The sequence below is a fragment of the Microbacterium sp. TW_SC_2 genome (assembly GCF_055361165.1).
In genome coordinates this window covers 2,114,705-2,138,676 of record NZ_CM143952.1, presented here as the reverse complement: position 1 = coordinate 2,138,676, position 23,972 = coordinate 2,114,705, and the positions used below count along the sequence as shown (strand labels likewise).

Below are 23,972 nucleotides of genomic sequence, written 5' to 3'. Positions count from 1 at the left end.
CGCGGCCCCCGGTTCGCGTCAGGCGTTCTAGCATGGGAAGGGTGACCGCTTCACTCGATGACCTGCCGCTTCGCGACGATCTCCGGGGGCTGACTCCCTACGGTGCACCGCAGGCGCCCCTGCCCATCGCTCTCAACGTCAACGAGAACACCCACCCGGTGCCGGATGAGGTCGCGAGCGACATCCTCGACGAGATCGCCGTCGCGATCCGCGACGTCAACCGCTATCCGGACCGCGAGTTCACGACGTTGCGTGAAGGCTTCGCCGACTACCTCGGTCACGGACTCGAGGCGGAGCAGATCTGGGCGGGCAACGGCTCGAACGAGGTGCTGCAGCACATCCTCCAGGCTTTCGGAGGCCCCGGGCGCACGGCGTTCGGCTTCGCCCCCACGTACTCGATGTATCCGCTGATCGCTCAGGGGACCGGGGCTCGATGGGTCGCCGGGACGCGGCAGCCCGACTACACGATCACGCCGGAGGATGCCGCGGCGCAGGTGCGCGAGGTCGATCCCGATGTCATCCTGCTCTGCTCGCCGAACAACCCGACCGGCACTCCTCTCGGCCTCGATGTGATCGAGGCCGTGTACGAGGTGTCGCGCGGTGTCGTGGTGGTCGATGAGGCCTATCACGAGTTCGCTCCCCGGGATGCCGCGTCGGCACTGTCCCTTTTCGAAGGCCGTCCGCGGCTCGCCGTCTCGCGCACCATGAGCAAGGCCTTCGCGTTCGCCGGGGCACGCGTGGGCTATCTCGCCGCGGACGCCGGATTCATCGATGCGCTGCGACTCGTGCGTCTGCCGTATCACCTGAGCGCACTCACGCAGGCCGCAGCCATCGCCGCGCTGCGCAACGCCGACGTCATGCTCGGCATGGTCGACGAGATCGTGGAGCAGCGCAACCGCATCAGCGCGACGCTCGAAGCGCTCGGATACACGCCCCACGAATCCTGGTCGAACTTCGTGCTGTTCGGCGGCGTGAGCGACCCCAAGGCCACCTGGAAGCGCCTCTACGACCAGGGCGTCCTGATCCGTGACGTCGGCATTCCCGGACACCTGCGTGTGACCGCCGGCACGGAGGCCGAGACCACGGCATTCCTCGATGCCCTCGCCTCGATAGAATCGGCCTCATGAGCACGTCTGCCTCCACCCCGCGTACTGCCCGCCGTGTACGCACCACGTCGGAGTCCACCGTCGAACTCGAACTCGACCTCGACGGCACCGGAGTCAGCCGCATCGACACCTCGGTGCCGTTCTTCGACCACATGCTCACCGCCTTCGCGAAGCACTCCCTGACCGACCTCACGGTCCGCGCCTCCGGCGACACGCACATCGACGCGCACCACACCGTGGAGGACGTCTCGATCGTGCTCGGGCAGGCGATCCTGGAGGCTCTCGGCGACAAGTCCGGGATCTCCCGCTACGGCGACGCGCTCGTGCCTCTCGACGAGGCGCTCGCCCAAGCGGTGGTCGACATCTCCGGTCGTCCGTATCTCGTGCACGAGGGGGAGCCCGCGGGCTTCGAGCACCACCTCATCGGCGGTCACTTCACCGGCTCGCTGGTGCGGCACTCGTTCGAGGCCATCGCGTTCAACGCCGCGCTGACCGTGCACGTGCGTGTGCTCGGAGGTCGCGACCCGCACCACATCGCCGAGGCGGAGTACAAGGCGTTCGCACGGGCGTTCCGCCAGGCGAAATCCCTCGACCCGCTCGTCGAGGGCATCCCCTCCACCAAGGGCGCACTGTGAGTCGCACCCCGAAGGTCGCCGTCTTCGACTACGAGTCCGGAAACGTGCACTCGGCCGTCAAGGCCCTCATCGCCGCGGGCGCGGATGCCGTGCTCACGCGTGACCGCGTCGAGGCGCAGGAGGCCGACGGCCTGCTCGTGCCCGGTGTGGGAGCCTTCGCGGCCGTCCGCGACGCGCTGCACGCGCACGGCGGTGACACCATCATCGATCGCCGCCTCGCCGGTGGCCGGCCCGTGCTCGGGATCTGCGTCGGAATGCAGGTGCTCTTCTCCCGGGGCGTCGAGCGCGGACAGGACACCGAGGGTCTGGGCGAGTGGCCCGGAGCCGTCACCGAACTCAACGCGCCCGTGCTGCCGCACATGGGTTGGAACACGGTCGATGCCGGGGAGAACAGCGTGCTGTTCCGCGGTATCGAGCAGGAGCGCTTCTACTTCGTCCACTCGTATGCGGCGCAGTCGTGGGAGCTCGACGTCATCCCGCCGTTCCCGGCGCCCGCACTGACGTGGACCACGTACGGAGATCCCTTCCTCGCCGCCGTCGAGAACGGTCCGCTCTCGGCGACCCAGTTCCACCCGGAGAAGTCCGGCGAGGCCGGCATCCAGCTCCTGCGCAATTGGATCGGCAGCCTCTGACCCGTCGTCGCCGTACATCCGCCGCGGCGTAGAGCCGCGGCGTCAGAATCCGCGTGCGACCGATGCTGCCGCGGCGAGCCACGCGCGCTGAGTGCGCTTCGCGAGAGCTCCGTAACGCAGCGGACCGTCGACCATCTCGTGATCGAACGGGATGCTGACGACATCGCGTGACAGCGACCGGTAGCCGTTCACGACCTTCTCGATGTCGGCGGGGGTCGCCTTCGGGTCGGCCTGCGAGACCACGGCGACGGACTGCTGGGCGAGCAGTGCCGAGCGTTCGTCGCGCTCCTCGAGCGCCTCGATGAGCAGGGCACCGGCTTCGGCGTGGTCGGCGCGCGTCGTGGTGGCGATGACCAGCTGGTCCGCGTGGTCGATCATCCGCAACCACATCGGGTCGGACTCGTCGTTACCCGAGTCGATGATGATCAGCCGGTAGAACTTCGCCGCCACCGAGTGGATCGCATCGACGTCGGAGGGGCTGAGACGGTTCTCGTGCGCGAGCCGGATCGGCTTCGAGCGCAGGACGTCGTACTTCTCTCGGGGCTGGTGGTGCATGAAGTGCGCGAGGTCGGCAGACTGGGCGCTGGTGCCGAGCAGTCGTCCCGCTTCGGGGAGCATCTCGAGCAGCGTGCGGTCGTGCGCGCCGGTGTCGGTGCGCCAGCCCAGGGTGCCGCGGGTCTGGTTGTTGTCCCAGGCGAGCACTCCGGCGCCCCCGTAACGGGCGAACACGGCCGACAGCAGGATCGTCGTCGGCGTCTTGCCTGCGCCGCCCTTGCCGTTGACCACGGCGATCGTGCGCGGACCCGCCCAGTGCTGGCTCACGGCGAGCTCGTCGTCGCGGGCGGACTGCTCCTGGGCGGAGGGGCGCACGCGTAGGCCCAGCCGGTTGAGTGCCCCGCGAGCGCCCTCGCGGGCGGGCTCCTCGGGACGCTCGGTCTGGAGGAACGAGTTTCGGTCGCGGAGCACGCGCTGCTCGCGACGGGACGCGGGTTCGATGAACGCGGGGCCGGAGGAGTCGGGTCCCGCGGGTGCCGGCGTCGCCAGGGACGCCGGTCGGGGCGTCGCCGCCGGTGCGGGCACGTTCGCCAGCGCGGGTGGCACGGGCGTCGAGGCGGGCGGCGGAGGCGTCACCGGCGCGGAGGCCGGCGGCGCCGGACGGGACGACGGGGTGGCCGACGCCGGGGCGGCAGGAGGAGGAGGAGGAGTCGTGCGCACCGGGGCGGTCGGTGGAGCCGCGTCCGTCGAGTCCGCGTCATCCGCCGCGGGTGCAGCCGGTGCGGGTGCAGCAGGTGCCGATGTGGTCGGTACCGCTCTGGCCGGCACGGTGTCCTCCCACACGGTGTCGTCCCCCACGGCGTCATCCGCGTCTGGCTCGGGAGCGAAGACCGGAACGCGGTCGACACGGGCTTCGGCGCGTGTGCGGCGATAGGGCGGCTGCGGGGCTGCGGAGGCGTCCGGCGCGGGCAGCGGCGGGACCGGAGGCGCTCCGGCCGGGAAGAGCGGGACGGACTCCACGAGTCGCGGCTCGGCGTCGTCTGCGGGCGCTGCCGAGCCCGGTGTGGCATCTTCCTGCGGTCCGGACATCATGCTTCAGCCTAACCCGTGTGTTTCCTCGGCATTTCCCGCGCATTTGGAGGCCGCCCCCGCGCGCGATACCCTCGGTTCTCGTGCGTCCGCCACGGGTGTGCTCGGGCCACGCATCTGCATCCTCACCTTAGGAACCCATGAACGACTTCGCGCAGTCTCCTTCCCTCACCCTTCTCCCGGCGGTCGACGTGGCCGGCGGCAAGGCGGTGCGTCTCACCCAGGGTGAGGCCGGCACCGAGACGAACTACGGCGACCCGCTGGACGCCGCGGGGGAGTGGGTCGCTCAGGGCGCACAGTGGATCCACCTCGTCGACCTCGACGCCGCGTTCGGCCGAGGGAGCAACACGTCGATCCTCCGCAAGGTCATCAAGCAGTTCCGGAACGTGAACATCGAGCTGTCCGGCGGCATCCGCGACGACGCGACGCTGGAAGCCGCGCTCGAGAGCGGAGCCACGCGCATCAACCTGGGCACGGCCGCTCTCGAGAATCCCGAGTGGGCAGCTGACGTGATCGCGCGCTATGGCGAGGCCATCGCGGTCGGGCTCGACGTGCGCGGCACGACTCTCGCGGCACGCGGCTGGACCCAGGAGGGCGGCGACCTCTGGGAGGTCCTCGACCGGCTGGAGGACGCCGGCTGCAGCCGCTACGTGGTGACCGACGTGACGAAGGACGGCACGCTGCGCGGTCCGAACCTCGAGCTCCTGCGCGAGGTGGCCTCGCGCACCCCCAAGCCGGTCGTCGCTTCGGGCGGCATCTCCAACCTCGACGACATCGCCGCGCTGCGCGAACTCGTGCCGCTGGGTGTCGAGGGCGCCATCGTCGGCAAAGCGCTCTACGCGGGTGCGTTCACGCTGGCTGAGGCGCTGGATGTCGCGGGAGACTGACGGCACCTGCGGCCACGGGAGCGAGGGTCATGGTGATCTCGCTCACGGTTCCGTGAACCCGGGCGATTCCGCGGGCGTTCCGTGGGAGGGGCGCAGCTTCGAGTCGAATCCCCACGCGGGCGACGACGGTTCGGCCGACCCCGCCCTGCTCTCCGCCCTGCTGCGCTTCCGTGCCGGTGAGGGCAGTCAGGAGGCGGTCGTCGACGCCTTCCGCGGCGCCCGCGTCCTGATCCCGCTCATCGCGGAGAAGGGCGAGGAGGGTGTCGCCCCCAGCGGCCTCGCCGTCGACAAGACGCAGGAGCTGTCGATCGTGACCGTCGCCGCGCCCGACGGCCGTCGCGTACAGCCCGTGTTCTCCTCGGTCGAGGCCATGGGCCGGTGGGATGCCACCGCGCGCCCGATCCCGGTCGAAGCCGTGCGTGCCGCGCTTGCGGCATCCGCGGAGGACACCGACCTGATCGTGCTCGACCCGACCTCCGACACCGAGTTCGTGATCCGCCGTCCTGCCGTGTGGGCCATCGCCCAGGGGCACAGGTGGGAGCCCAGCTACCTGTCGCCCGAGGTCTTCGAGGCGCTCCAGGCGAGTGTCGCGCATGAACTCGCCGTGATCGACGTGGCCGTGGCGGCGGGCGATCCCGACGCGCGACTGCGCGGCCCGGAACTCATCGTGATCCTGGAGCTCGTCGACGGGCTCGAGCGGGCGGTGCTCGATGCCGTGCTGGCACGCCTGGCGCAGCGCTGGGCCGCCGACGACCGCATCGCGGTGCTCGCCGACTCGCTGACCGTCAAGCTCCGCCGCAGCGCCTAGGAATCAGGCGGCGGGGAGCACGGACGTGGCCGGGCTCAGGTGACCGGTCCGGTCCACTTCTCGCCCGGACCCTTGCCGATCGGGTCGGGGATGACCGAGGCCTCGCGGAAGGCGAGCTGCAGGGAACGGAGACCGTCGCGCAGCGACCGCGCGTGCATGTCACTGATCTCGGGGGCGCCGGCGGTGATGAGCCCGGCGAGCGAGTTGATCAGCTTGCGCGCCTCGTCGAGGTCGAGCTGAGCGGCCGCCTGCGGATCGTCGGCGAGCCCGAGCTTCACGGCCGCGGCGCTCATCAGGTGCACGGCGGCGGTCGTGATGACCTCGACCGCGGGGACGTCGGCGATGTCCCGGGTGGCGGACGCTGCGGCCTCTTCCTGTCGCGCCCAGCGCTCTTCGCGTTCGCGGTCTGCCTCGTGCTGGCCCTGAGTCGTCACTTCGCCTTGCTTTCTGTTAGACTTCAGCGGGCTCCGGAGCATCATGCTCCGGAACGAAAGAGGATTCACTTCCCACCCGCGCTTGCCGTTCCAGGCTACCGGGTCTTGCACTCCACCGGTTCCGTTCGAGAGAAGGGGCGGTAGTCAGGGTGCAGAGCCGGCGTCTGAATGCCGGTGGGTGGGGGACGACTCCGATTTCGCCCGGGATGCACCGCGCATCACGGCGGCCGAATCACATCGTCTAAGGAGTTCCGCATCAGCGATCCCCGTACCAATGAGCGCATCCGCGTCCCCGAGGTCCGCCTCGTCGGCCCCGCGGGTGAGCAGATCGGTGTTGTCCGCATCGAGGCGGCACTGCGCCTGGCACAGGAAGCCGACCTCGATCTCGTCGAGGTGGCCCCCAACTCGAAGCCCCCCGTGGTCAAGATCATGGACTACGGCAAGTTCAAGTACGAGGCTGCCCAGAAGGAAAAGGAAGCTCGCCGCAACCAGGCGAACACGATCCTCAAGGAAGTCCGCTTCCGACTGAAGATCGAGGCGCACGACTACATCACCAAGCTCAAGCGCGCCGAGGGCTTCCTCAAGGCCGGCGACAAGGTCAAGGCCATGATCCTGTTCCGCGGTCGCGAGCAGTCGCGCCCCGAGCAGGGTGTGCGTCTTCTCCGCAAGTTCGCGGAAGACGTCGCCGAGCTGGGCACGGTCGAGTCCAACCCGACCATCGACGGACGCAACATGGTCATGGTCGTGGCCCCGCTGAAGAGCAAGTCCGAGGCCAAGCAGGAGCAGAACGCCGTGCGTGATGCGCAGCGTGCCGCGAACAAGCAGGCGGCCCGCGAGGCCAAGAGCGAGTCGGATGCCCCGGCTCAGGCTCCGGCGGAGTAACACCGCCCCCACGATCTCCCGCACCGCGGGTTGACAACGTCGCCCGACTGGGCGCATGACGAAGGAAGAGAAGATGCCGAAGCAGAAGACCCACTCGGGTGCTAAGAAGCGCTTCAAGATCACCGGCAGCGGCAAGCTGAAGAAGCAGCAGGCCGGGATGCGCCACAACCTCGAGCACAAGTCGAGCCGCCGCACCCGTCGTCTGAACCAGGACCAGGTGCTCTCGAAGGCTGACACCAAGACGGCCAAGAAGCTTCTCGGCCGCTGACGCGCCCGACGCACGAATAGGAACACAGGAAAATGGCAAGAGTCAAGCGGGCGGTAAACGCCCACAAGAAGCGCCGGGTCATCCTCGAGCGCGCCAAGGGTTACCGCGGTCAGCGTTCGCGCCTGTACCGCAAGGCCAAAGAGCAGGTCATCCACTCGCTCGTCTACTCGTACCGTGACCGTCGCAAGCGCAAGGGCGACTTCCGTCGTCTGTGGATCCAGCGCATCAACGCTGCGGCCCGCCAGAACGGCATGACGTACAACCGCTTCATCCAGGGCCTCGGCCTCGCCGGTGTCACGGTCGACCGTCGCATGCTCGCCGACCTCGCGGTCAACGACGCAGCGACCTTCACCACGCTGATCGAGACGGCCAAGAAGGCTCTGCCTTCCGACGTCAACGCGCCGAAGTCGGCTGCGTAAGCATCAGAAGCACAAGAGGGCGCTCTCCTTCGGGAGGGCGCCCTCTTCGCGTTCCCCCGTCCCGCGCCGAGAGGAGCATCTGCGGCGGCGGCGAGAGCTGCGACGCCGCGAATGGCACGCTCCGGCGGGTCCCGCCTCTTAGACTGTGATCGTGCTGGAGAACCCGCGGTCCCCCCGAGTCCGTGCTGTGGCGAAGCTGACGAAGCGCAGTGCGCGGACCGAGACAGGTCTGTTCCTGCTCGAAGGCCCGCAGTCCGTGCGCGAGGCACTGACCTATCTGCCCGACGCGATCGTCGATCTGTTCGCCACCCCGTCGGGGTGGGAGAAGCATCCCGACATCCGCGCCCGGGCCGCCGAGGCCGACATCGACGTCGAATACGTGACGGAGTACGTGCTGAACGCGATGGCCGACACGGTGACCCCGCAGGGGCTCGTGGCGGTCGTGCGGCAGACGCCGACCTCGGTGCGCGACATCTTCGATGCGCAGCCCCGTCTGGTCGCGATCTGTCAGGAGGTGCGCGATCCCGGCAATCTCGGCACCATCATCCGGGCAGCGGACGCCGCCGGCGCGGATGCCGTGGTGCTGACGGGACGCACCGTGGACCCCTACAACCCCAAGGTCGTGCGGGCCACGACCGGTTCCCTGTTCCACCTGCCCGTCGCGATCGCGGGGGAGCTCTCGGACGTCGTCGCCCGTGCGCACGGTGCCGGTCTGCGCATCCTCGCCGCCGACGTCAAGGGCGATGACCTGCTCGCCGCTCGCGCCGAGGGTCTCCTCGCCGAGCCGACCGCCTGGCTCTTCGGCAACGAGGCGCGGGGCCTCGAGGACGACGCGCTCGACCTCGCCGATCACGTGCTCAAGCTTCCGATCTTCGGTCGTGCGGAGTCGCTGAACCTCGCGACCGCGGCGAGCGTGTGCCTGTACGAGAGTGCGTTCGCGCAGCGCGCGGCGTCGGCGGGCTGAGACGCGTCGACCAGACGGGGAGAGGGCGGGATCGATGCGGATTCTGATCGTGGAAGACGATGAGCGGGTCTCTGCCGCTCTCGAGGCCTTCCTCGCGCGATCGGGATACGCGACCGTGCGCGCCGCGGACGGTGCCCAGGCGCTCGAACTGCTCGGCGCGGACACCGAGGTGGTGCTCCTCGATCTCGGTCTCCCGGATGTCGACGGCATCGATCTCTGCCGGCGGATCCGGGGACGCTCGGATGTCCCGATCGTCGTGGTGACCGCGCGCAGCCAGGTGACGGAGCGCATCAAGGGGCTGCGCGCCGGGGCGGACGACTTCGTCGTGAAGCCCTACGACGTGCACGAACTCCTGGCGAGGATCGAGGCGGTGACGCGCCGCTCGCGCCCGGTGCGCCCTGATGCCGAGTCACGCGTGTCTGTGCAGAGGGGAGAGGTGCAGATCGACCTGATCGCCCGGCAGCTGCTCGTCGACGACGCCGCGGTCGATCTGACGCGCAAGGAGTTCGACATCGTGGCGGTCCTCGCGCGCTACCCCGGAGTCGCGGTCCCCAAGGAGCGCCTGATCCGGGAGGTCTGGAACACGGATTGGCGCGGCTTCGGTCACTCGCTCGAGGTGCACGTGGGCGCCATCCGGCGCAAGACCGGAGAGCGTCAGCTGATCGAGACCGTCCGCGGTGTCGGCTATCGGCTCGCGGGTGCCTGAGCGATGCGCACCCGGCTGATCATCGTCTTCCTCGTGCCGGTGATCGCGATCCTGCTCGCGCTCGCGGGCGCCACGGGGTGGAGCACCGCGCGCAGCATCCAGCAGGCGGCGTACAGCGTGCAGCTCGGTGACCTCGGCTACTTCGTCAGCAGCGCGCGACAGGCGTTGCGCTCCGGCAGCCCCACGGTGATCGAGGGCGAGGCTCGTCGCTTCCGCGAGGTCCACGGCGTCGACGTGTCGGTCTTCGATCTCTCAGGTGCGGTCTGGGCGACCAGCGATCCCGACGGGGAGGTGCTCGGCGATGACGCGGCCGAGGGGGTGCGGCTCGCCCTCTCCGGCCGACGCGCCGAAGCGCCGGATCCGCCGTTCCCGTGGGCGCTGTCGGAGGCCGCGACCGTGGAACCCGTGTTCGATGACGGCGATGTGATCGGGGCCGTCCTGATCACCGCCGACGTCGAGACGCCACGCGCGGAGATCCTGCGCCAGACGCTCGCGCTGACCGCGGTGGCCGTCGCCCTGAGCGCGCTGGGCGTCCTGCTGGTCTTCCAGCTCGCACGCTGGGTGCTCTCGCCCGTCCGGCGGCTCGATGACGCGATGATCGCGATCGAGCGCGGAGAGATGCACGCCCGAGTCGCCGAGGACACGGGCCCCCCGGAGCTGCGGCGGATGACGAGCGTGTTCAACGGCATGGCGGAGGAGATCGAACGGGTGGTATCGCGGCAGCAGGAGTTCGCGATGAACGCCTCGCACGAACTGCGCAACCCGCTCAACGCGCTGCTGCTGCGGGTGGAGCACCTGGCGACGGGACTGGGGCCGCAGTGGCAGGACGACGTGGAGGAGACACGCGAGGAGGGGCGGCGGATGGCGCGGATCCTCGAGACCCTGCTCGGGCTCGCACGACGGGATCGGGCGGACTCGCTGTTCTCCGCGGTCGATCTCGCTGCGCTCGCCGCCCGGCGGGTCGATGCGTGGCGCGATGTCGCGGCGCGGCGCGCGATCAGCTTCCGGATGGTGGGGGAGGAGTCGGTCATGGGCGTCACCGATCGGACCGCCGTGGAGAGCGCGCTGGACGCGGTGATCGACAACGCGGTGAAGTTCTCCTCCGACGGCGGAGTGATCGAGGTCGGCGCCCGGACGGAGGACGATGCGAGCGTGATCGCGGTACGCGACCACGGACCGGGACTCGCTCAGGATCAGGTCGACGCCGCGACGGATCGGTTCTGGCGGAGTGCGGACAGCGGTGACACCCCGGGAACCGGGCTGGGGCTGGCGATCGCGACGGATCTGCTGACGTCGATCGGCGGCGAGTTGTCCGTCGCCTCGCCGGGGGACGGCGGTCTGCGGATCGAGCTGCGGATCTCTCAGGGAGCGTCAGAGTGAGGGGGCTCCGACGGTCCGCCCTGGTGGCCGCGCTCGGTCTGGCGGTGGTGCTCGCCCTGAGCGCCTGCGCACCCCGGGCGGGCGAATGGACCGACGAGCAGTACCGGATCGCCGGTGGGGGCGCCACCGGCGTCTACTTCGACTACGGCGGCCACCTCGCGCACGAGCTCTCGGACTCGCTCGACATCGACGTGGTGGTCGAGGAGACGGGCGGCTCGGTCGACAATCTGCTGCGGGTCGCCGCGGGCGACGCGCTGCTGGGCTTCGCGCAGGGCGATGCGGCCGCGGATGCCGTGGCCGGCGTCGGTGCGTTCGATGCGCCGCTCGACGTGCGGGCCGTTGCCCGTCTGTACGACGAGTACGTGCACGTGGTCGTTCGTGCGGACTCGGCGGTGGACGACATCTCCGATCTGGCGGGCAAGACGGTCTCCCTCGGGGCGGAGAACTCCGGCGTGAATGTGATCGCGAACCGAGTGCTCGATGCGGCCGGCGTCGAACGTGCCGCGGTCCGCGATCCGGAACTCGACCTCCGGGAGTCGATCGCCGCCATGGAGCAGGGGGAGATCGACGGCTTCTTCTGGGTCGGCGGGCTGCCGACGCCGGGCATCCAGGAACTCGCGACCGAACTGCCGGTGCGGCTTCTGCCGATCGAGCAGGAGTGGATCACCGCGGTCAACGAGCGCTACTCCGATGCGTATCGCCCGGCGGATTTCCCCGTGGGCACGTACGGACTCACCGAATCGGCGCCGACGATGGCCGTCCCGAACTATCTGCTCGCGGCGGCCTCCACCCCGGACGCCGTGATCCGGGACGTCCTGCAGTCGCTCTTCGACGCGCGGTCGCGGATGGGCGCCGAGGTTCCCGCTGCTGCGCTGCTGAACAGGCGGCAGGCGATCTTCACGGCCCCGGTCGAACTGCATCCCGGGGCTATCGACTACTACCGTGACCGCGGTCGCTGACCGCGATGGCCGACGATCCCTCAAGAAACCCTCAAGAAGTTCCCTCGGGTGACGGTGCTCTGCCAGTGTGAGGGCGATCACGATCGATTCGACGGAGAATCCGCATGCCCGCGAGCTGTTGCACGACCCGCAGGTCCGCACGCTCTTCGAACCCCGATGACGTCGTGGTCGCCCCCGGAGGGGCGTTCACGGGTGCCGGCCGTCGTGGGGGCGATGACAGCACCCGCCACGTCCCCACGGCTCGGTGGGGAGCGGCCGTGGGGAACGTGTGCCCCGCGCCGCACCACGCGGTGCGCAAGGATTACGAACGTGTAAATCTCGCTCAGATCGTGCACAACGACGCTGACCGCCTGGCTAGTTTGGAGAAATGATGACCTCAGGTAATGCCCTCGTCGTGGTCGATAACGTTCAGAAGCACTACGGCGACTTCCAGGCGCTCACCGACATCAACCTCACCGTGGACTCCGGCGAGGTCGTCGTCGTGATCGGCCCGTCCGGCTCCGGCAAGTCGACGCTGTGCCGCACGATCAACCGCCTCGAGACGATCACCAGCGGCACCATCAGCATCGACGGCAAGGAGCTGCCCGCCGAGGGCAAGGGCCTCGCGAACCTCCGCGCCGACGTCGGCATGGTGTTCCAGTCGTTCAACCTCTTCGCGCATCTGACGATCCTCGAGAACGTGACGCTCGGCCCCATCAAGGTGCGCGGCCTCAAGAAGGCCGATGCCGAGAAGGAGGCGATGAAGCTGCTCGAGCGCGTCGGCATCGCGCAGCAGGCCTCGAAGCTCCCGGCACAGCTCTCCGGCGGCCAGCAGCAGCGAGTCGCGATCGCCCGTGCACTCGCGATGCACCCCAAGGTGATGCTCTTCGACGAGCCGACCAGCGCTCTCGATCCCGAGATGATCAACGAGGTGCTCGACGTCATGGTCGACCTCGCGCAGGAGGGCATGACGATGATCGTCGTGACCCACGAGATGGGCTTCGCCCGCAAGGCCGCCGACCGGGTGGTCTTCATGGCCGACGGCCGGATCGTGGAAGAGGCGAAGCCCGAGGAGTTCTTCACGAACCCGAAGAGCGACCGGGCCAAGGACTTCCTCTCGAAGCTCCTCACGCACTGACGCGCGGCACGACGCACTCCCGCACCCACGCACTTCACAGACCCTGCACACACAGCACACGAAGGAGACGCACATGCGACGCACACGGACACTGGCAGGCATCGGGATCGCAGCGGTGGCGCTGCTGGCACTGACGGCCTGCAACAGCGGCAGCCCGTCCGACCCCGGCGCCGGCACCGGCGGCGAAGAGGGCGGCGAGGACTCGACCTGGTTCGAGGTCGCCAGCGATGTCGAGCTCGAAGGCAGCCCGACGTTCGACGCGATCACCGACCGCGACAAGGTCGTCATCGGCGTCAAGGAGGACCAGCCGGGTCTCGGCTACCTCGACGTGACGACGAACGAGCGCACCGGCTTCGACGTCGACATCGCCCGCTGGATCGCGGCATCCCTCGGCTACGACGAGGACAAGATCGAGTTCAAGGCGATCGCCTCCGCGAACCGCGAGCAGGCCATCGTCAACGGTGACATCGACTACTACGTCGGCACCTACTCGATCACCGACAAGCGCAAGGAGCAGATCGCCTTCGCCGGTCCGTACTTCATCACGGGCCAGGGCCTGCTGGTGGCGGCCGACAACGAGGACATCACGAGCGAGGCCGACCTGACGGCCGACACCACGGTGTGCTCGGCGACGGGCTCCACCCCGATCCAGAACATCCGCGACAACTACCCCGACGTCCCGACCAAGGAGTTCGACCTGTACTCCGCGTGCGTCGAGGCACTGCTCTCGGGCGAGGTCCAGGCCGTGACCACCGACCAGGCGATCCTGATCGGCTACGCCGCGCAGGACCCCGACAACCTCAAGGTCGTCGGCGAGCCCTTCACCGAGGAGCGCTACGGCGTGGGCCTCGCGAAGGATGACGCGGCCCTGCAGGAGTTCATCAGCACGATGTTCACCGACGGTGGCGACATCTGGCAGGCGATCTTCGACAAGAACCTCGGTTCTTCCGGCATCGAAGTCAGCCAGCCGGCCGTCGACTGACCGATCGAGGGGGTGGCCGTCTCCGGCCACCCCCTCCTCAGACCCTGAAGGGGAGGACGGCGTGGACGTCATCTTCGGAAACCTCGATCTGTGGGGTGAGGCGCTTCGCAACACCCTGCTGATCTTCTTCGGCGGGGCGGTGCTCGCGCTCATCCTCGGGTTCATCGTCGGAGCCATGCGCGTCGCCCCGGTGCCCATCGCCCGGGCCGTCGGAACGCTCTACGTGAACCTCATCCGGAACACCCCGCTCACGCTGGTCTTCTTCTTCTTCATCTTCGGCTACCCCCAGCTCGGGCTGCCGAAGCTGAGCACCACGGTGCTCGGCATCCTCGCCATCGGCATCTACACGGCGACCTATGTCGCCGAGGTGATCCGTGCGGGCATCAACACGGTCCCGGTCGGGCAGGCCGAGGCCGCCCGCGCCATCGGCCTCCCGTTCGGGCAGGTCATGACCCTGGTGGTGCTCCCGCAGGCATTCCGCTCGGTCGTCCCTCCCATGATGAGCGTGTTCATCGCTCTGCTGAAGAACACGACCGTCGCCGCAGGCTTCTCGGTGCTCGAACTCGGAGCCATCCGCTCCTACCTCAGCGAGCGCGGTGAGAACGCCCTCGTGGTCCTCCTCTGGGTCGCGGTCATCTTCGTCGCCCTGGTCCTGCTGCTCAGCTGGCTGCAGCGCTATCTCGAGAACAAGTGGAGGATCGCGCGATGACTTCCGTCCTGTACGACGTCCCCGGTCCCAAGGCCATCCTCCGCAACCGGCTGATCGGTGTCGCGACGGTGCTCGTCGTTCTCGCCCTGCTCGGCTTCATCGGCTACCGCTTCTACGAGAGCGGTCAGTTCGACGCCTCCCGCTGGTACGTCTTCACGTTCAGCGCCGTGTGGACCCAGATCTTCGGCGCTCTCGGCCGGACGCTCGCCGCCTTCGGGCTGGCCGCACTGCTGGCGCTCGCCGTCGGGTTCGTGCTCGCGATCGGACGACTGTCCGACCATGCGTGGATCCGCATCCCGGTCACCGCGATCACCGAGTTCTTCCGTGCCGTCCCCGTCCTGGTGCTCATGATGCTGCTCTACTACGGACTGCCGGTGCTCGGCGTCAGCATGGAGCCGTACTGGGCGGTCGTGCTCGCGCTCATGGTCTACAACGGCTCGGTTCTCGCCGAGGTGCTGCGTGCCGGCGTCGAGTCGCTTCCCCGCGGCCAGGGTGAGGCCGGTTACGCGATCGGACTGCGGAAGAGCGGTGTGATGCGTCTGATCCTCCTGCCGCAGGCCGTCCGCGCCATGCTGCCGGTGATCGTCGCCCAGCTCGTCGTGACACTGAAGGACACCGCGCTCGGCTTCATCATCACGTACCCCGAGCTGCTCTACTTCGCCAAGCAGCTCACCTCGCAGCAGGGACGCCCGGTGCTGCAGTCCGCCTTCGTGATCGGCGGCATCTACATCATCATGTGCCTGATCCTTTCGGGTATCGCGCGCTGGCTCGAGATCCGCACCCGGCGATCGCCGAGGCTGACGGGCGGCACTCCCCAGGCCGGTGGCGACGACGACCCTCGCCTCCACGGTGGTGGTACCGATACCGAGCTCATCGCCATGCAGAGGGGCGCGGGCAAGTTCAACATCGGCAACAGCACGGGCGGCGTCTGAGCGCCGCCGCCCGCGCCGGTAGACTCTGATCTCGTGTCTGAGTCTCCAGAGATCACCCCAGAAGCAGTCGAAACGGCCGTGGCCGCAGCGCTCGCTGCGATCGGCGCTGCCGCCGACACCACCGAGTTGAGGGCGGCCCGGGCCGCGCATGTCGCGGAGGGGTCGCCACTGGCGGTGCTCAACGCGTCGATGCGTCAGGTCGCGCCCGAGAACAAGGCCGCGTTCGGCAAGCTCGTCGGTCAGGGCCGCGGCGCCGTCACGAAGGCGCTGGCCGCGAAGGAGGCCGATCTCGCCGCGGCGGAGGTCGCCGCGCGACTCGAGTCGGAGCGCATCGACATCACCGCGATTCCCTCCCGCACCCGGGTCGGGGCACGGCATCCGCTGAACCTCCTGCAGGACAAGGTGTCGGACATCTTCGTCGGCATGGGCTGGGAGATCGCGGAGGGACCCGAGCTCGAGCACGAGTGGTTCAACTTCGACGCGCTCAACTTCGACGTCGACCACCCCGCTCGCCAGGAGCAGGACACGTTCTACGTCGATCCCGCCTCACGTCACCTCGTGATGCGCACGCACACCAGTCCCGTGCAGGTGCGCTCGATGCTCGACCGCGAGCTGCCGATCTACGTGCTATGCCCCGGACGCGTCTACCGCACCGACGAGTTCGACGCGACGCACCTTCCGGTGTTCACCCAGTTCGAGGGCCTCGTGATCGACAAGGGCATCACGATGGCGCACCTCAAGGGGACGCTGGATCACTTCGCGAAGCAGCTCTTCGGCGAGGAGGCCAAGATGCGCTTCCGCACCAACTACTTCCCCTTCACCGAGCCATCCGCCGAGCTCGACCTCTGGCACCCGACCTTCAAGGGCGGCGCGCGCTGGATCGAGTGGGGCGGCTGCGGCATGGTCAACCCGAACGTGCTCCGCGCGGCCGGGATCGACCCCGAGGTCTACAGCGGCTTTGCGTTCGGCATGGGGATCGAGCGCGGGCTGATGTTCCGCAGCGATGTCCAGGACATGCGCGACATGGCCGAGGGCGATGTCCGCTTCAGCGAGCAGTACGGGATGGTGGTGTGATGCGCGTCCCGCTTTCGTGGTTGCGTGAATACGTCGATGTGGCAGCGGATGCCACGCCGGAGGACGTCCTCGCGGCGCTGGTGACGGTCGGCTTCGAGGAAGAGGACGTGCATCGCTTCGACATCACGGGTCCCGTGGTCGTCGGACAGGTGCTCTCGCTCGAGCCCGAGCCGCAGTCCAACGGCAAGACCATCAACTGGTGCCAGGTCGACGTCGGTGAGGCCGAGCCGCGGGGCATCGTGTGCGGCGCCCACAACTTCGTCGTCGGGGACAAGGTCGTCGTGACCCTGCCCGGCGCGGTGCTGCCCGGTCCGTTCCCGATCGCGGCGCGCAAGACGTACGGCCACGTGTCGGACGGCATGATCGCCTCGGCGCGGGAGCTGGGACTCGGCGACGAGCACGACGGCATCCTCGTGCTCTCCGATCTCGGCATCGACGCGCCCGTCGGCGCCGACGCCATCGAGCTCCTCGGCCTCGACGACGTCGCGGTGGAGATCAACGTGACGCCCGACCGTGGATACGCGTTCTCGCTGCGCGGCGTCGCCCGCGAGTACTCGCACGCCACCGGCACGACGTTCCGCGACCCGGCGGAGCGCGACTTCGACGAGCTGCAGCCCGGTACCGGGCACACCGCCGTGGTCGACGACGTGTCGCCTGTGCGCGGCCGCGTCGGGGCGAGCGAGTTCGTCACGCGCGTGGTGCGCGGCGTCGACCCCTCGCGTCCCACCCCGCCGTGGATGGTCGCGCGTCTCAGCCTGGCGGGTATGCGGTCGCTGGGTGTGCTCATCGACATCACCAACTACGTCATGCTCGAGCTCGGTCAGCCCCTCCACGGCTACGACCTCGACACGCTCACCGGCGGGATCACCGTCCGCCGAGCGGCTCCCGGTGAGAAGATGACGACGCTCGACGGCGCGCAGCGCGTGCTCCACGTCGAGGATCTGCTCATCACCGACGAGTCCGGCCCGATCGGTCTCGCCGGCGTCATGGGTGGGGGCACGACAGAGATGAGTGCGACGACGACGAACGTGCTGATCGAGGCCGCGACCTTCGACCCCATCACGATCGCCCGCACCGCTCGTCGGCACAAGCTGCCGAGCGAGGCCTCGAAGCGGTTCGAGCGCGGCGTCGACCCGCTCATCCCGTTCGTCGCGGCCCGCCGAGCGGCCGACCTCATGGTCGAGCTCGCCGGCGGCACGCTCACCGAGGAGGGCGGCGCGCTGTTCGCCGAGGTCTTCGTGGGTGAGATCGAACTGCCCGCGCGGTTCATCGCGGGCCTGATCGGCGTCGACTACACCGACGACGAGATCGTGGGGGCGCTGACGACGATCGGCGCCGAGGTGTCGCAGGCCGACACCGGCTGGACCGTCATCCCGCCCACCTGGCGCCCCGACCTCACCGACAAGTGGACCCTCGCGGAAGAGGTGGCTCGCATCCACGGTCTCGACCGCATTCCCTCGGTGCTTCCGACCCCTCCGTCCGGACGCGGCCTGACCGCGCTCCAGCAGGGTCGCCGTCGGGTGTCCGACGCTCTCGCCGCGGCGGGATTCGTCGAGACCCCGGCATTCCCGTTCACGACCGAGGCGCAGAACGATCTGCACGGATCCGCCTCGGGCGAGAAGCTGCCGAGCATCCGCCTCGCGAATCCTCTCGACGGGCAGGCCCCGTTCCTGCGTCGCTCCCTGATCCCCGGCCTGTTGCAGACCGCGCACCGCAACATCTCGCGCGGCCTCACCGACCTCGCGATCTTCGAGACGGGCGTGGTCTTCCTGCCGGAGGCCGGCGTGGTCTACGGCACCGACGACGTACCGCCCCTCGGTGCGCGGCCGTCGGACGACACGCTCGCAGCGCTGAACGCCTCGATCCCGCCCCAGCATCGCCACGTGGCTCTGCTGCTGACCGGCAACATCGTCACGCGCCAGCCGGGCCGTGCCGCCGAGGCCGCGGGCCTCGCGGATGCTCTGGATGCGGTACGCGTGATCGCCGCTGCGGCCGGGGTGGAGCTCGAGGTGACGCAGTCGCAGCGCGCCGCCCTGCACCCCGGGCGCACGGGTGTGCTCCGGGTGGGCGAGCGCGAGGTCGGCTATCTCGGTGAACTGCACCCCGTGGTCTCCGAGGGGGCTGATCTTCCCGGTCGCGCCGTCGTGCTCGAACTCGACCTCGACCTGATCCTCACTCTCGCGGGCAGCCGCGTCGTGGCCGCGTCGCTCTCGACGTTCCCCGCTGCGACCCAGGACGCCTCTCTGGTGCTGCCGGCGGACATCCCGGCTGCCGACGTGCGGGCGGCGCTCACCGAGGGCGCCGGGCCCCTGCTGGAGTCCGTGCGTCTGGTCGATGACTACCGGGGGGACGGCGTACCGGACGGCTCGAAGAGCCTCACGTTCGCCCTGCGCTTCCGCGCCGCGGATCGCACGCTCACCGCGGCCGAGGCGACCGAGGCCAAGCTCGCAGGAGTCGCCGTGGCGGCCGAACGGTTCGACGCCTCACTGCGCGACTGACGCGACATCCTCCCGTGCGGGGGCGGTCGCCGGGGGTAGCGTGACGGGATGAGCATCCTCCCTCACGCCACTCCGGCGGCCGTCCCCGACGACGCGCGCTGGTTGGGCGAGGCGCCGTTCCTCGCGTCCGGTGCGCAGATCGACTGGCACTACCGCAAGCCGGGATGGCAGCCCGGAGAGCCATCGACCATCACGCCGATGCGCGTCGTGCGCGATGACGAGCGTGGACTCGTGGCATGGCTCGCGCCGGGGACGCTGCAGGAGGCACAGGGCGCCGCCGACGGCAGGCGCGTGCGCACGGTGCCGCTCGAGCGGCGTTGGCTCGAACAGCGCACGCGCATCGTGGAGGAGTGGTGGGGGAACGGCATCCTGCGCATCGCCCCCGCGGGAGCCGCATGGTCGGTCTGGCTCTTCTGGAGCGAGACGGCCGGCGACGACTGGGAGTTCGCCGGGTGGTATATGAACCTCGAGAACGCCCACCTGCGCACCGATCACGACACGTACACCTCCGACCACATCCTCGACGTCGAGATCGATGCCGACGGTGGCGTGCATCTGAAGGACGAGGACGAGGTCGTCGCCGCGATCGAGCAGGGCCGGCTGAGTCGGGAGCAGGCCGCGCGGATCGAGCGACACGCGGATGCCGCGATCGCCGCGTTCCATGACGGGCACTGGGCGTTCGACGAGGAGTGGCGGCGATGGCGGCCCGACCCGCGCTGGACCGTGCCGCGCCTGGCCGGCCTCGACGACCTCACCACGTCGGGGCACCGCTGACAGCGAACGCGCTGGGCTCCCGATCGGGATCATGGTGACATTGCCTGATGACGGATGTGCTGATTCTCGGCGGGACGGGCTGGCTTTCGGGGCGGATCGCCGGGCAGTGGATCGAACAGGGTGCCGCGGTGACCTGTCTCGCACGCGGCGCTCGTCCGGTGCCCGAGGGGGCCGTGCTGGTGCAAGGCGACCGCGACCGGCCCGATGCCTACGACGAGGTGCACCGGGAGTGGGATCACGTCGTGGACATCTCCTCGCAGGCCGAGCACGTCGGTGCGGCGCTCGAGGCGCTGGGTGCCGAGGCCGCGCGCTGGACATACGTGTCGTCGATGTCGGTGTACTCCGACGACGTCACCGTGGGAGCAGATGAATCCGCTCCCACGCACCCGCCCGCTCGGCCCGGAGACGAGTACGACTACGGCGCCCAGAAGGCCGCAGGGGAAGAGCGGGTGCGGCGGCTGGGGGATCGAGCGCTCCTCATCCGCCCCGGCTTGATCGTCGGCGACGGCGATCCGAGCGATCGCTTCGGCTACTGGGCTGCCGCGTTCGCCCGCGCGGGAAGCGGTCCGGTGCTCGTCCCGCCGCGGGAGGGACGGAGCACCCAGGTGATCGACGTCGACGATCTCGCGGCCTACGCGGTGTCCTCCTCCCTCGCCGCGATGCACGGAGCGGTGAACGCGATCGGGCACCGTCATCCGCTCGCAGACGTCCTCGAGGCCGTTCGTGCGGCCTCCGGGCACACCGGCGAGATCGTGGAAGCCGACGAGCAGTGGCTGCTCGACCACGGCGTGGCGTACTGGGCGGGTGAACGCTCCCTCCCGCTCTGGCTGCCGGCGGACATGACGGGGTTCATGACGCGCTCGCAGTCCGCGTATCAGGAGAGCGGCGGGGTGCTGCGGCCCCTGAGCGAGACGATCGCCCGCGTCGTCGCGGACGAACGTCGCCGGGGCATCGATCGCGAGCGACGAGCGGGACTGACCCGTGCGGACGAGCTCGCCCTGCTCGCCGCGCACCCCTGAGCCGCGCGAGCGGAGGGTCGCCGAACCGATGACCGCCCTCTCGCTAGACTGCGACCGAGTGACACGGGGTGCCGCGACCGCGGCTGAGAACAGACCCGTCGAACCTGATCTAGTTCGTACTAGCGAAGGGATGTCGCAATGAGCGATCGTCTGCGTCCATCGTCCGATTCCGTCGTCGCGGCTGCCGCGTCGCTGCTGCACAGCGTGCGGGAGAAGCCCCCTCTCACGCACTGCCTGACGAATGCGGTGGTGACGGGCTTCACCGCGAACGTGCTGCTCGCGGTCGGCGCCGCGCCCGCGATGGTCGACATCGTGGGTGAGGCCGAGATGTTCGCCGGGGTCGCATCGGGCGTTCTGCTCAACCTCGGCACCCCCACACCGGAACAGCGTGCCGCGAGCGTGGAGGCCGCCGTGGGCGCGAATGCCGCGGGGACACCGTGGGTGCTCGATCCGGTCGCGATCGGTGCACTTCCCCTCCGCACGGCCCTCGCCGCGGCGCTCGCGGCGCTGCGTCCGACCGCGATCCGGGGCAACGCCTCGGAGATCCTCGCGCTCGCCGGTCTCAGCAGGGGCGGGCGGGGCGTCGATGCCACAGACGGCACCGAGAGCGCCGCGGACGCCGCAGCTCTCCTCGCCGCACGGCACGGCAGCGTGGTCGCGGTCTCGGGACCGATCGACCTGATCACCGACGGGACGCGGGTGATCCGCATCGCGAACGGCGACCCGCTGCTGACCCTCGTCACCGGGGGAGGCTGCGCGCTGGGAGCGGTCATGGCGGCGTTCCTCGGCGCGGCGCGGGACACGGAGGTGGCGTCCCTCGACGCGGTCGCCGCGGCATCCCTCGTCTACACGATCGCCGCCGAGCGTGCCGCGGCCGTGTCGTCCGGCCCCGGCAGCTTCGCGGTCGCCCTGCTGGATGCGCTCGCCGCCGTACAGCCCGGCGACCTCGCCGGCGCCGCACGCGTGGAGCTGAGTGCACGATGATCGCCGACCTCTCGCTCTATCTGGTCACCGATCCCGACCTGTGCGGTGACCGCGGCGTCGTCGAGACGGTGCGACAGGCGGTGGACGGGGGAGTGCGCATCGTCCAGCTGCGCGACAAGGGCGCGTCCGATGCGGAGGTCGAGGCGCAGCTCCTCGCGCTGTCCCGCGTGATCGACGGGCGGGCCCTGCTCGTGGTCGACGATCGACTCGACGCGGCCCTCGCGGCACGCGAGAGCGGGGCTCGGGTCGACGGCGTCCATCTCGGCCAGGGCGATGCGTCGGTGCTCCGCGCGCGCCGGGAACTGGGAGCGGACGCCCTGATCGGCCTCACCGCGAACACTCCGGCGCACCTCGCGGCCCTGCAGACACTGCCCGCGGGCACGGTCGACTATCTGGGGGTCGGGGTGATCCGTCCGACGCTCACTAAGACGGACCATCCACCGGCACTCGGGGTCGAGGGCTTCCGCGCGATCACCGCCGCGAGTCCGCTGCCATGCGTCGCGATCGGGGGCGTCGGCATCGACGACACCGAGAGCCTGCATGAGGCGGGAGCCGCGGGCCTCGCCGTGGTGTCCGCCCTGTGCGCGGCACCGGATCCCCGCGCGACCGCGAGTGCCTTCCTCCGCCGCTGGCGCCGGTCCGCCGTGCCCCGTGTGCTCAGCATCGCCGGTAGCGATCCGTCCGGCGGCGCGGGCGTCCAGGCCGATCTGAAGTCGATCGCGGCGAACGGCGGCTACGGGATGGCCGCGATCACCGCGCTCACGGTGCAGAACACGCGTGGTGTGCGGGCGGTGCATGTGCCGCCGACCGAGATGCTGGGGGCGCAGTTGGACGCGCTGTCCGACGACATCGTGATCGATGCCGTGAAGATCGGGATGCTGGCCGATGCCGACGTGGTCTCGACCGTGATCGCGTGGCTCGACCGGGTGAGGCCGCCGATCGTCGTCCTCGATCCCGTCATGGTGGCCACCAGCGGGGACCGACTGCTCGACGCGGACGCGGAGTCGGCGCTGCACGAGCTGGCGAGGCGCGCGCATCTGATCACGCCGAACCTCGCCGAACTGGAGGTGCTGACCGGTGACCGCCTCCACGGCTGGGAGGACGCGCTCGCCGCGGGGGAACGACTCTCGGCGCGCATCGGGGCCGCCGTGCTCGTGAAAGGCGGCCACCTGCCCGGCGATCAGGCGCCGGACGCCCTCGTCGATGCCCGCGACGGCTCGCGACGCGAGTTCGCGGGTACGCGCCTCGCGACCGGGAGTACCCACGGCACCGGCTGCTCGCTGTCCTCGGCCATCGCCACCCGGATGGCGCGAGGAGAGGAGCCGGGGGACGCCGTCGACGCGGCGCGCACCTGGCTGCGCGAGTCGCTCCGTGCGGGTGCCGGCCTCCGCGTCGGGCGCGGACACGGCCCCGTGCATCACTTCAGCGGACTCTGGAGCAGGGGCGGGCTGACGACGCGACCCCGCGCGGAGGACATCGCGACCACCTGGTGGGACGGCATCGCCGACATCCGGTCCCAGATCGACGCCCTGCCGTTCATCCGCGCCTTGGCCGACGGCAGCCTGCCACGCGCGTCGTTCCTGTTCTACCTGGCGCAGGACGCGCTGTATCTCCGCGCGTACGCGCGGGTGCTCGCCGAGGCCGCGCGCCTCGCTCCCACCTCGGCGGAACAGGCGTTCTGGGCGGATTCCGCGCACGGAGCCATCGCGGGCGAGCTCGACCTGCACGCGGCGTGGCTGACTCCGGCGGCGGGCGTGTCGGAGGGAACCTTCGCCGCAGAACCGGCACCGGTCACCACGGCCTACCTCGATCACCTGCGCTCGGTGGCCTTCGGCGGCCACTATCCGGAACTGATCGCCGCGATCCTGCCATGCTTCTGGCTGTACACCGATCTCGGCGCCCGCCTGCAGGCGGGGGAGTTCGGGGCGTCGGCACGCGAGCCCTCGCATCCGTACGCGACGTGGCTCGCGACCTACGCCGACCCGGCCTTCGCGACCGCGACCGTGCGGGCCGTCGAGTACGTGACGCAGGCCGCCGCGATCGCCGACGACAGCACCCGCGCCCGGATGCGGCGCGTCTTCGAGGCCTCCAGCCGGCTCGAACGCGACTTCTTCGAGGCACCCGGGGGAGTGCACGACGCCGGGTGACCTCCCGGATTTGCGGATGCCGTCGCGGGCGCGCTATCGTCGCGGCATGCCTTCGGCCGCCTCCGCATCCTC

At 69.8% G+C, this 23,972-nt stretch carries 24 protein-coding genes and 1 riboswitch; of the genes, 22 read left to right on the top strand and 2 right to left on the bottom strand.

Features of this window, described 5'->3' with window-relative positions:
- Window positions 1-32 precede the first annotated feature (32 nt).
- From ACWA14_RS10140 to hisH, 3 genes are read left to right on the top strand one after another with little or no spacing between them, the layout of a single operon-like run.
- Window positions 33-1,127, top strand: a complete 1,095-nt coding sequence (locus ACWA14_RS10140; protein WP_463793014.1) for a histidinol-phosphate transaminase — start codon at window positions 33-35, stop codon at window positions 1,125-1,127.
- The gene (hisB, locus tag ACWA14_RS10135) at window positions 1,124-1,741 is read left to right on the top strand and encodes an imidazoleglycerol-phosphate dehydratase HisB (RefSeq protein ID WP_463793012.1); all 618 of its coding nucleotides are present in this window, start codon (window positions 1,124-1,126) and stop codon (window positions 1,739-1,741) included. Before ACWA14_RS10140 ends, hisB begins: the two co-directional genes overlap by 4 nt.
- The gene (hisH, locus tag ACWA14_RS10130) at window positions 1,738-2,373 is read left to right on the top strand and encodes an imidazole glycerol phosphate synthase subunit HisH (protein WP_463793010.1); all 636 of its coding nucleotides are present in this window, start codon (window positions 1,738-1,740) and stop codon (window positions 2,371-2,373) included. Before hisB ends, hisH begins: the two co-directional genes overlap by 4 nt.
- A gap of 42 nt (window positions 2,374-2,415) precedes the next feature.
- Here hisH and ACWA14_RS10125 read toward each other — a convergent pair whose 3' ends face one another.
- A complete protein-coding gene (locus ACWA14_RS10125; RefSeq protein WP_463793008.1) occupies window positions 2,416-3,960 on the bottom strand; it encodes a MinD/ParA family ATP-binding protein in 1,545 nt (514 codons plus the stop codon).
- 137 nt (window positions 3,961-4,097) lie between these two features.
- Here ACWA14_RS10125 and priA point away from each other — a divergent pair, with 137 nt between their 5' ends.
- Window positions 4,098-4,844, top strand: coding sequence for a bifunctional 1-(5-phosphoribosyl)-5-((5-phosphoribosylamino)methylideneamino)imidazole-4-carboxamide isomerase/phosphoribosylanthranilate isomerase PriA (gene priA, locus ACWA14_RS10120; RefSeq protein WP_463793006.1), 747 nt, complete (start codon window positions 4,098-4,100; stop codon window positions 4,842-4,844).
- Entirely contained in the window at window positions 4,828-5,652 is an 825-nt protein-coding gene (locus ACWA14_RS10115) for an SseB family protein (protein ID WP_463793003.1), read from the top strand. The genes priA and ACWA14_RS10115 overlap by 17 nt, the downstream gene beginning before the upstream one ends.
- Window positions 5,653-5,687: 35 nt before the next feature.
- Here ACWA14_RS10115 and ACWA14_RS10110 read toward each other — a convergent pair whose 3' ends face one another.
- Entirely contained in the window at window positions 5,688-6,128 is a 441-nt protein-coding gene (locus ACWA14_RS10110) for a DUF1844 domain-containing protein (RefSeq protein WP_463797421.1), read from the bottom strand.
- Between the two features lie 126 nt (window positions 6,129-6,254).
- On the opposite strand from ACWA14_RS10110, the gene infC reads away from it, so the two are divergent.
- The 17 genes from infC (at window position 6,255) to ACWA14_RS10025 (ending at window position 23,900) form a co-directional block, all read left to right on the top strand.
- Entirely contained in the window at window positions 6,255-6,968 is a 714-nt protein-coding gene (gene infC / locus ACWA14_RS10105) for a translation initiation factor IF-3 (RefSeq protein WP_463793000.1), read from the top strand.
- Between the two features lie 73 nt (window positions 6,969-7,041).
- Entirely contained in the window at window positions 7,042-7,236 is a 195-nt protein-coding gene (gene rpmI / locus ACWA14_RS10100; RefSeq protein WP_036278714.1) for a 50S ribosomal protein L35, read from the top strand.
- A gap of 32 nt (window positions 7,237-7,268) precedes the next feature.
- Window positions 7,269-7,655 (top strand): 50S ribosomal protein L20, encoded by a 387-nt coding sequence (gene rplT / locus ACWA14_RS10095; protein ID WP_045279802.1) that lies wholly within the window; start codon window positions 7,269-7,271, stop codon window positions 7,653-7,655.
- Between the two features lie 151 nt (window positions 7,656-7,806).
- The gene (locus tag ACWA14_RS10090) at window positions 7,807-8,619 is read left to right on the top strand and encodes a TrmH family RNA methyltransferase (RefSeq protein WP_463792998.1); all 813 of its coding nucleotides are present in this window, start codon (window positions 7,807-7,809) and stop codon (window positions 8,617-8,619) included.
- 34 nt (window positions 8,620-8,653) lie between these two features.
- Window positions 8,654-9,325 (top strand): response regulator transcription factor, encoded by a 672-nt coding sequence (locus ACWA14_RS10085; RefSeq protein WP_463792996.1) that lies wholly within the window; start codon window positions 8,654-8,656, stop codon window positions 9,323-9,325.
- A gap of 3 nt (window positions 9,326-9,328) precedes the next feature.
- Window positions 9,329-10,705 carry an ATP-binding protein gene (locus tag ACWA14_RS10080; protein WP_463792995.1) on the top strand — a complete coding sequence of 459 codons (1,377 nt, stop codon included), beginning with the start codon at window positions 9,329-9,331 and terminating at the stop codon, window positions 10,703-10,705.
- Window positions 10,702-11,664, top strand: coding sequence for a TAXI family TRAP transporter solute-binding subunit (locus ACWA14_RS10075; RefSeq protein WP_463792993.1), 963 nt, complete (start codon window positions 10,702-10,704; stop codon window positions 11,662-11,664). Before ACWA14_RS10080 ends, ACWA14_RS10075 begins: the two co-directional genes overlap by 4 nt.
- A 367-nt stretch (window positions 11,665-12,031) precedes the next feature.
- On the top strand, window positions 12,032-12,781 hold the full coding sequence (locus tag ACWA14_RS10070; protein WP_463792991.1) for an amino acid ABC transporter ATP-binding protein: 750 nt from the start codon (window positions 12,032-12,034) through the stop codon (window positions 12,779-12,781).
- Between the two features lie 73 nt (window positions 12,782-12,854).
- Window positions 12,855-13,763, top strand: a complete 909-nt coding sequence (locus ACWA14_RS10065; RefSeq protein ID WP_463792989.1) for a glutamate ABC transporter substrate-binding protein — start codon at window positions 12,855-12,857, stop codon at window positions 13,761-13,763.
- 61 nt (window positions 13,764-13,824) lie between these two features.
- Complete coding sequence (locus ACWA14_RS10060) at window positions 13,825-14,472, top strand: amino acid ABC transporter permease (protein WP_463792988.1); 648 nt, start codon at window positions 13,825-13,827, stop codon at window positions 14,470-14,472.
- On the top strand, window positions 14,469-15,404 hold the full coding sequence (locus ACWA14_RS10055; RefSeq protein ID WP_463792986.1) for an amino acid ABC transporter permease: 936 nt from the start codon (window positions 14,469-14,471) through the stop codon (window positions 15,402-15,404). Before ACWA14_RS10060 ends, ACWA14_RS10055 begins: the two co-directional genes overlap by 4 nt.
- Window positions 15,405-15,437: 33 nt before the next feature.
- Window positions 15,438-16,478 carry a phenylalanine--tRNA ligase subunit alpha gene (gene pheS, locus ACWA14_RS10050; protein WP_463792984.1) on the top strand — a complete coding sequence of 347 codons (1,041 nt, stop codon included), beginning with the start codon at window positions 15,438-15,440 and terminating at the stop codon, window positions 16,476-16,478.
- Complete coding sequence (pheT, locus tag ACWA14_RS10045; protein ID WP_463792981.1) at window positions 16,478-18,976, top strand: phenylalanine--tRNA ligase subunit beta; 2,499 nt, start codon at window positions 16,478-16,480, stop codon at window positions 18,974-18,976. Before pheS ends, pheT begins: the two co-directional genes overlap by 1 nt.
- A 48-nt stretch (window positions 18,977-19,024) precedes the next feature.
- On the top strand, window positions 19,025-19,750 hold the full coding sequence (locus ACWA14_RS10040) for a DUF402 domain-containing protein (RefSeq protein ID WP_463792979.1): 726 nt from the start codon (window positions 19,025-19,027) through the stop codon (window positions 19,748-19,750).
- A 47-nt stretch (window positions 19,751-19,797) separates the two neighbouring features.
- Window positions 19,798-20,769: an NAD-dependent epimerase/dehydratase family protein gene (locus ACWA14_RS10035; RefSeq protein ID WP_463792977.1), complete on the top strand. Its 972-nt coding sequence runs from the start codon at window positions 19,798-19,800 to the stop codon at window positions 20,767-20,769.
- Window positions 20,770-20,823: 54 nt separating this feature from the next.
- A riboswitch (TPP riboswitch) is annotated at window positions 20,824-20,917 on the top strand.
- Window positions 20,908-21,753 carry a hydroxyethylthiazole kinase gene (gene thiM, locus ACWA14_RS10030; protein ID WP_463792976.1) on the top strand — a complete coding sequence of 282 codons (846 nt, stop codon included), beginning with the start codon at window positions 20,908-20,910 and terminating at the stop codon, window positions 21,751-21,753. It overlaps the preceding riboswitch by 10 nt.
- The gene (locus tag ACWA14_RS10025; RefSeq protein ID WP_463792975.1) at window positions 21,750-23,900 is read left to right on the top strand and encodes a bifunctional hydroxymethylpyrimidine kinase/phosphomethylpyrimidine kinase; all 2,151 of its coding nucleotides are present in this window, start codon (window positions 21,750-21,752) and stop codon (window positions 23,898-23,900) included. The genes thiM and ACWA14_RS10025 overlap by 4 nt, the downstream gene beginning before the upstream one ends.
- Window positions 23,901-23,972 lie beyond the last annotated feature (72 nt).

What these genes read in the sequence shown, in the direction of transcription:
- ACWA14_RS10140 (WP_463793014.1), top strand. Translation starts at nt 33, where the DNA reads ATGGGAAGGGTGACCGCTTCACTCGATGACCTGCCGCTTCGCGACGAT.
- hisB (WP_463793012.1), top strand. Translation starts at nt 1,124, where the DNA reads ATGAGCACGTCTGCCTCCACCCCGCGTACTGCCCGCCGTGTACGCACC.
- ACWA14_RS10125 (WP_463793008.1), bottom strand. Translation starts at nt 3,960, where the DNA reads ATGATGTCCGGACCGCAGGAAGATGCCACACCGGGCTCGGCAGCGCCC.
- priA (WP_463793006.1), top strand. Translation starts at nt 4,098, where the DNA reads ATGAACGACTTCGCGCAGTCTCCTTCCCTCACCCTTCTCCCGGCGGTC.
- ACWA14_RS10115 (WP_463793003.1), top strand. Translation starts at nt 4,828, where the DNA reads ATGTCGCGGGAGACTGACGGCACCTGCGGCCACGGGAGCGAGGGTCAT.
- ACWA14_RS10110 (WP_463797421.1), bottom strand. Translation starts at nt 6,128, where the DNA reads ATGCTCCGGAGCCCGCTGAAGTCTAACAGAAAGCAAGGCGAAGTGACG.
- infC (WP_463793000.1), top strand. Translation starts at nt 6,255, where the DNA reads ATGCCGGTGGGTGGGGGACGACTCCGATTTCGCCCGGGATGCACCGCG.
- rpmI (WP_036278714.1), top strand. Translation starts at nt 7,042, where the DNA reads ATGCCGAAGCAGAAGACCCACTCGGGTGCTAAGAAGCGCTTCAAGATC.
- rplT (WP_045279802.1), top strand. Translation starts at nt 7,269, where the DNA reads ATGGCAAGAGTCAAGCGGGCGGTAAACGCCCACAAGAAGCGCCGGGTC.
- ACWA14_RS10085 (WP_463792996.1), top strand. Translation starts at nt 8,654, where the DNA reads ATGCGGATTCTGATCGTGGAAGACGATGAGCGGGTCTCTGCCGCTCTC.
- ACWA14_RS10080 (WP_463792995.1), top strand. Translation starts at nt 9,329, where the DNA reads ATGCGCACCCGGCTGATCATCGTCTTCCTCGTGCCGGTGATCGCGATC.
- ACWA14_RS10070 (WP_463792991.1), top strand. Translation starts at nt 12,032, where the DNA reads ATGATGACCTCAGGTAATGCCCTCGTCGTGGTCGATAACGTTCAGAAG.
- ACWA14_RS10065 (WP_463792989.1), top strand. Translation starts at nt 12,855, where the DNA reads ATGCGACGCACACGGACACTGGCAGGCATCGGGATCGCAGCGGTGGCG.
- ACWA14_RS10055 (WP_463792986.1), top strand. Translation starts at nt 14,469, where the DNA reads ATGACTTCCGTCCTGTACGACGTCCCCGGTCCCAAGGCCATCCTCCGC.
- pheT (WP_463792981.1), top strand. Translation starts at nt 16,478, where the DNA reads ATGCGCGTCCCGCTTTCGTGGTTGCGTGAATACGTCGATGTGGCAGCG.
- ACWA14_RS10040 (WP_463792979.1), top strand. Translation starts at nt 19,025, where the DNA reads ATGAGCATCCTCCCTCACGCCACTCCGGCGGCCGTCCCCGACGACGCG.
- ACWA14_RS10035 (WP_463792977.1), top strand. Translation starts at nt 19,798, where the DNA reads ATGACGGATGTGCTGATTCTCGGCGGGACGGGCTGGCTTTCGGGGCGG.
- thiM (WP_463792976.1), top strand. Translation starts at nt 20,908, where the DNA reads ATGAGCGATCGTCTGCGTCCATCGTCCGATTCCGTCGTCGCGGCTGCC.
- ACWA14_RS10025 (WP_463792975.1), top strand. Translation starts at nt 21,750, where the DNA reads ATGATCGCCGACCTCTCGCTCTATCTGGTCACCGATCCCGACCTGTGC.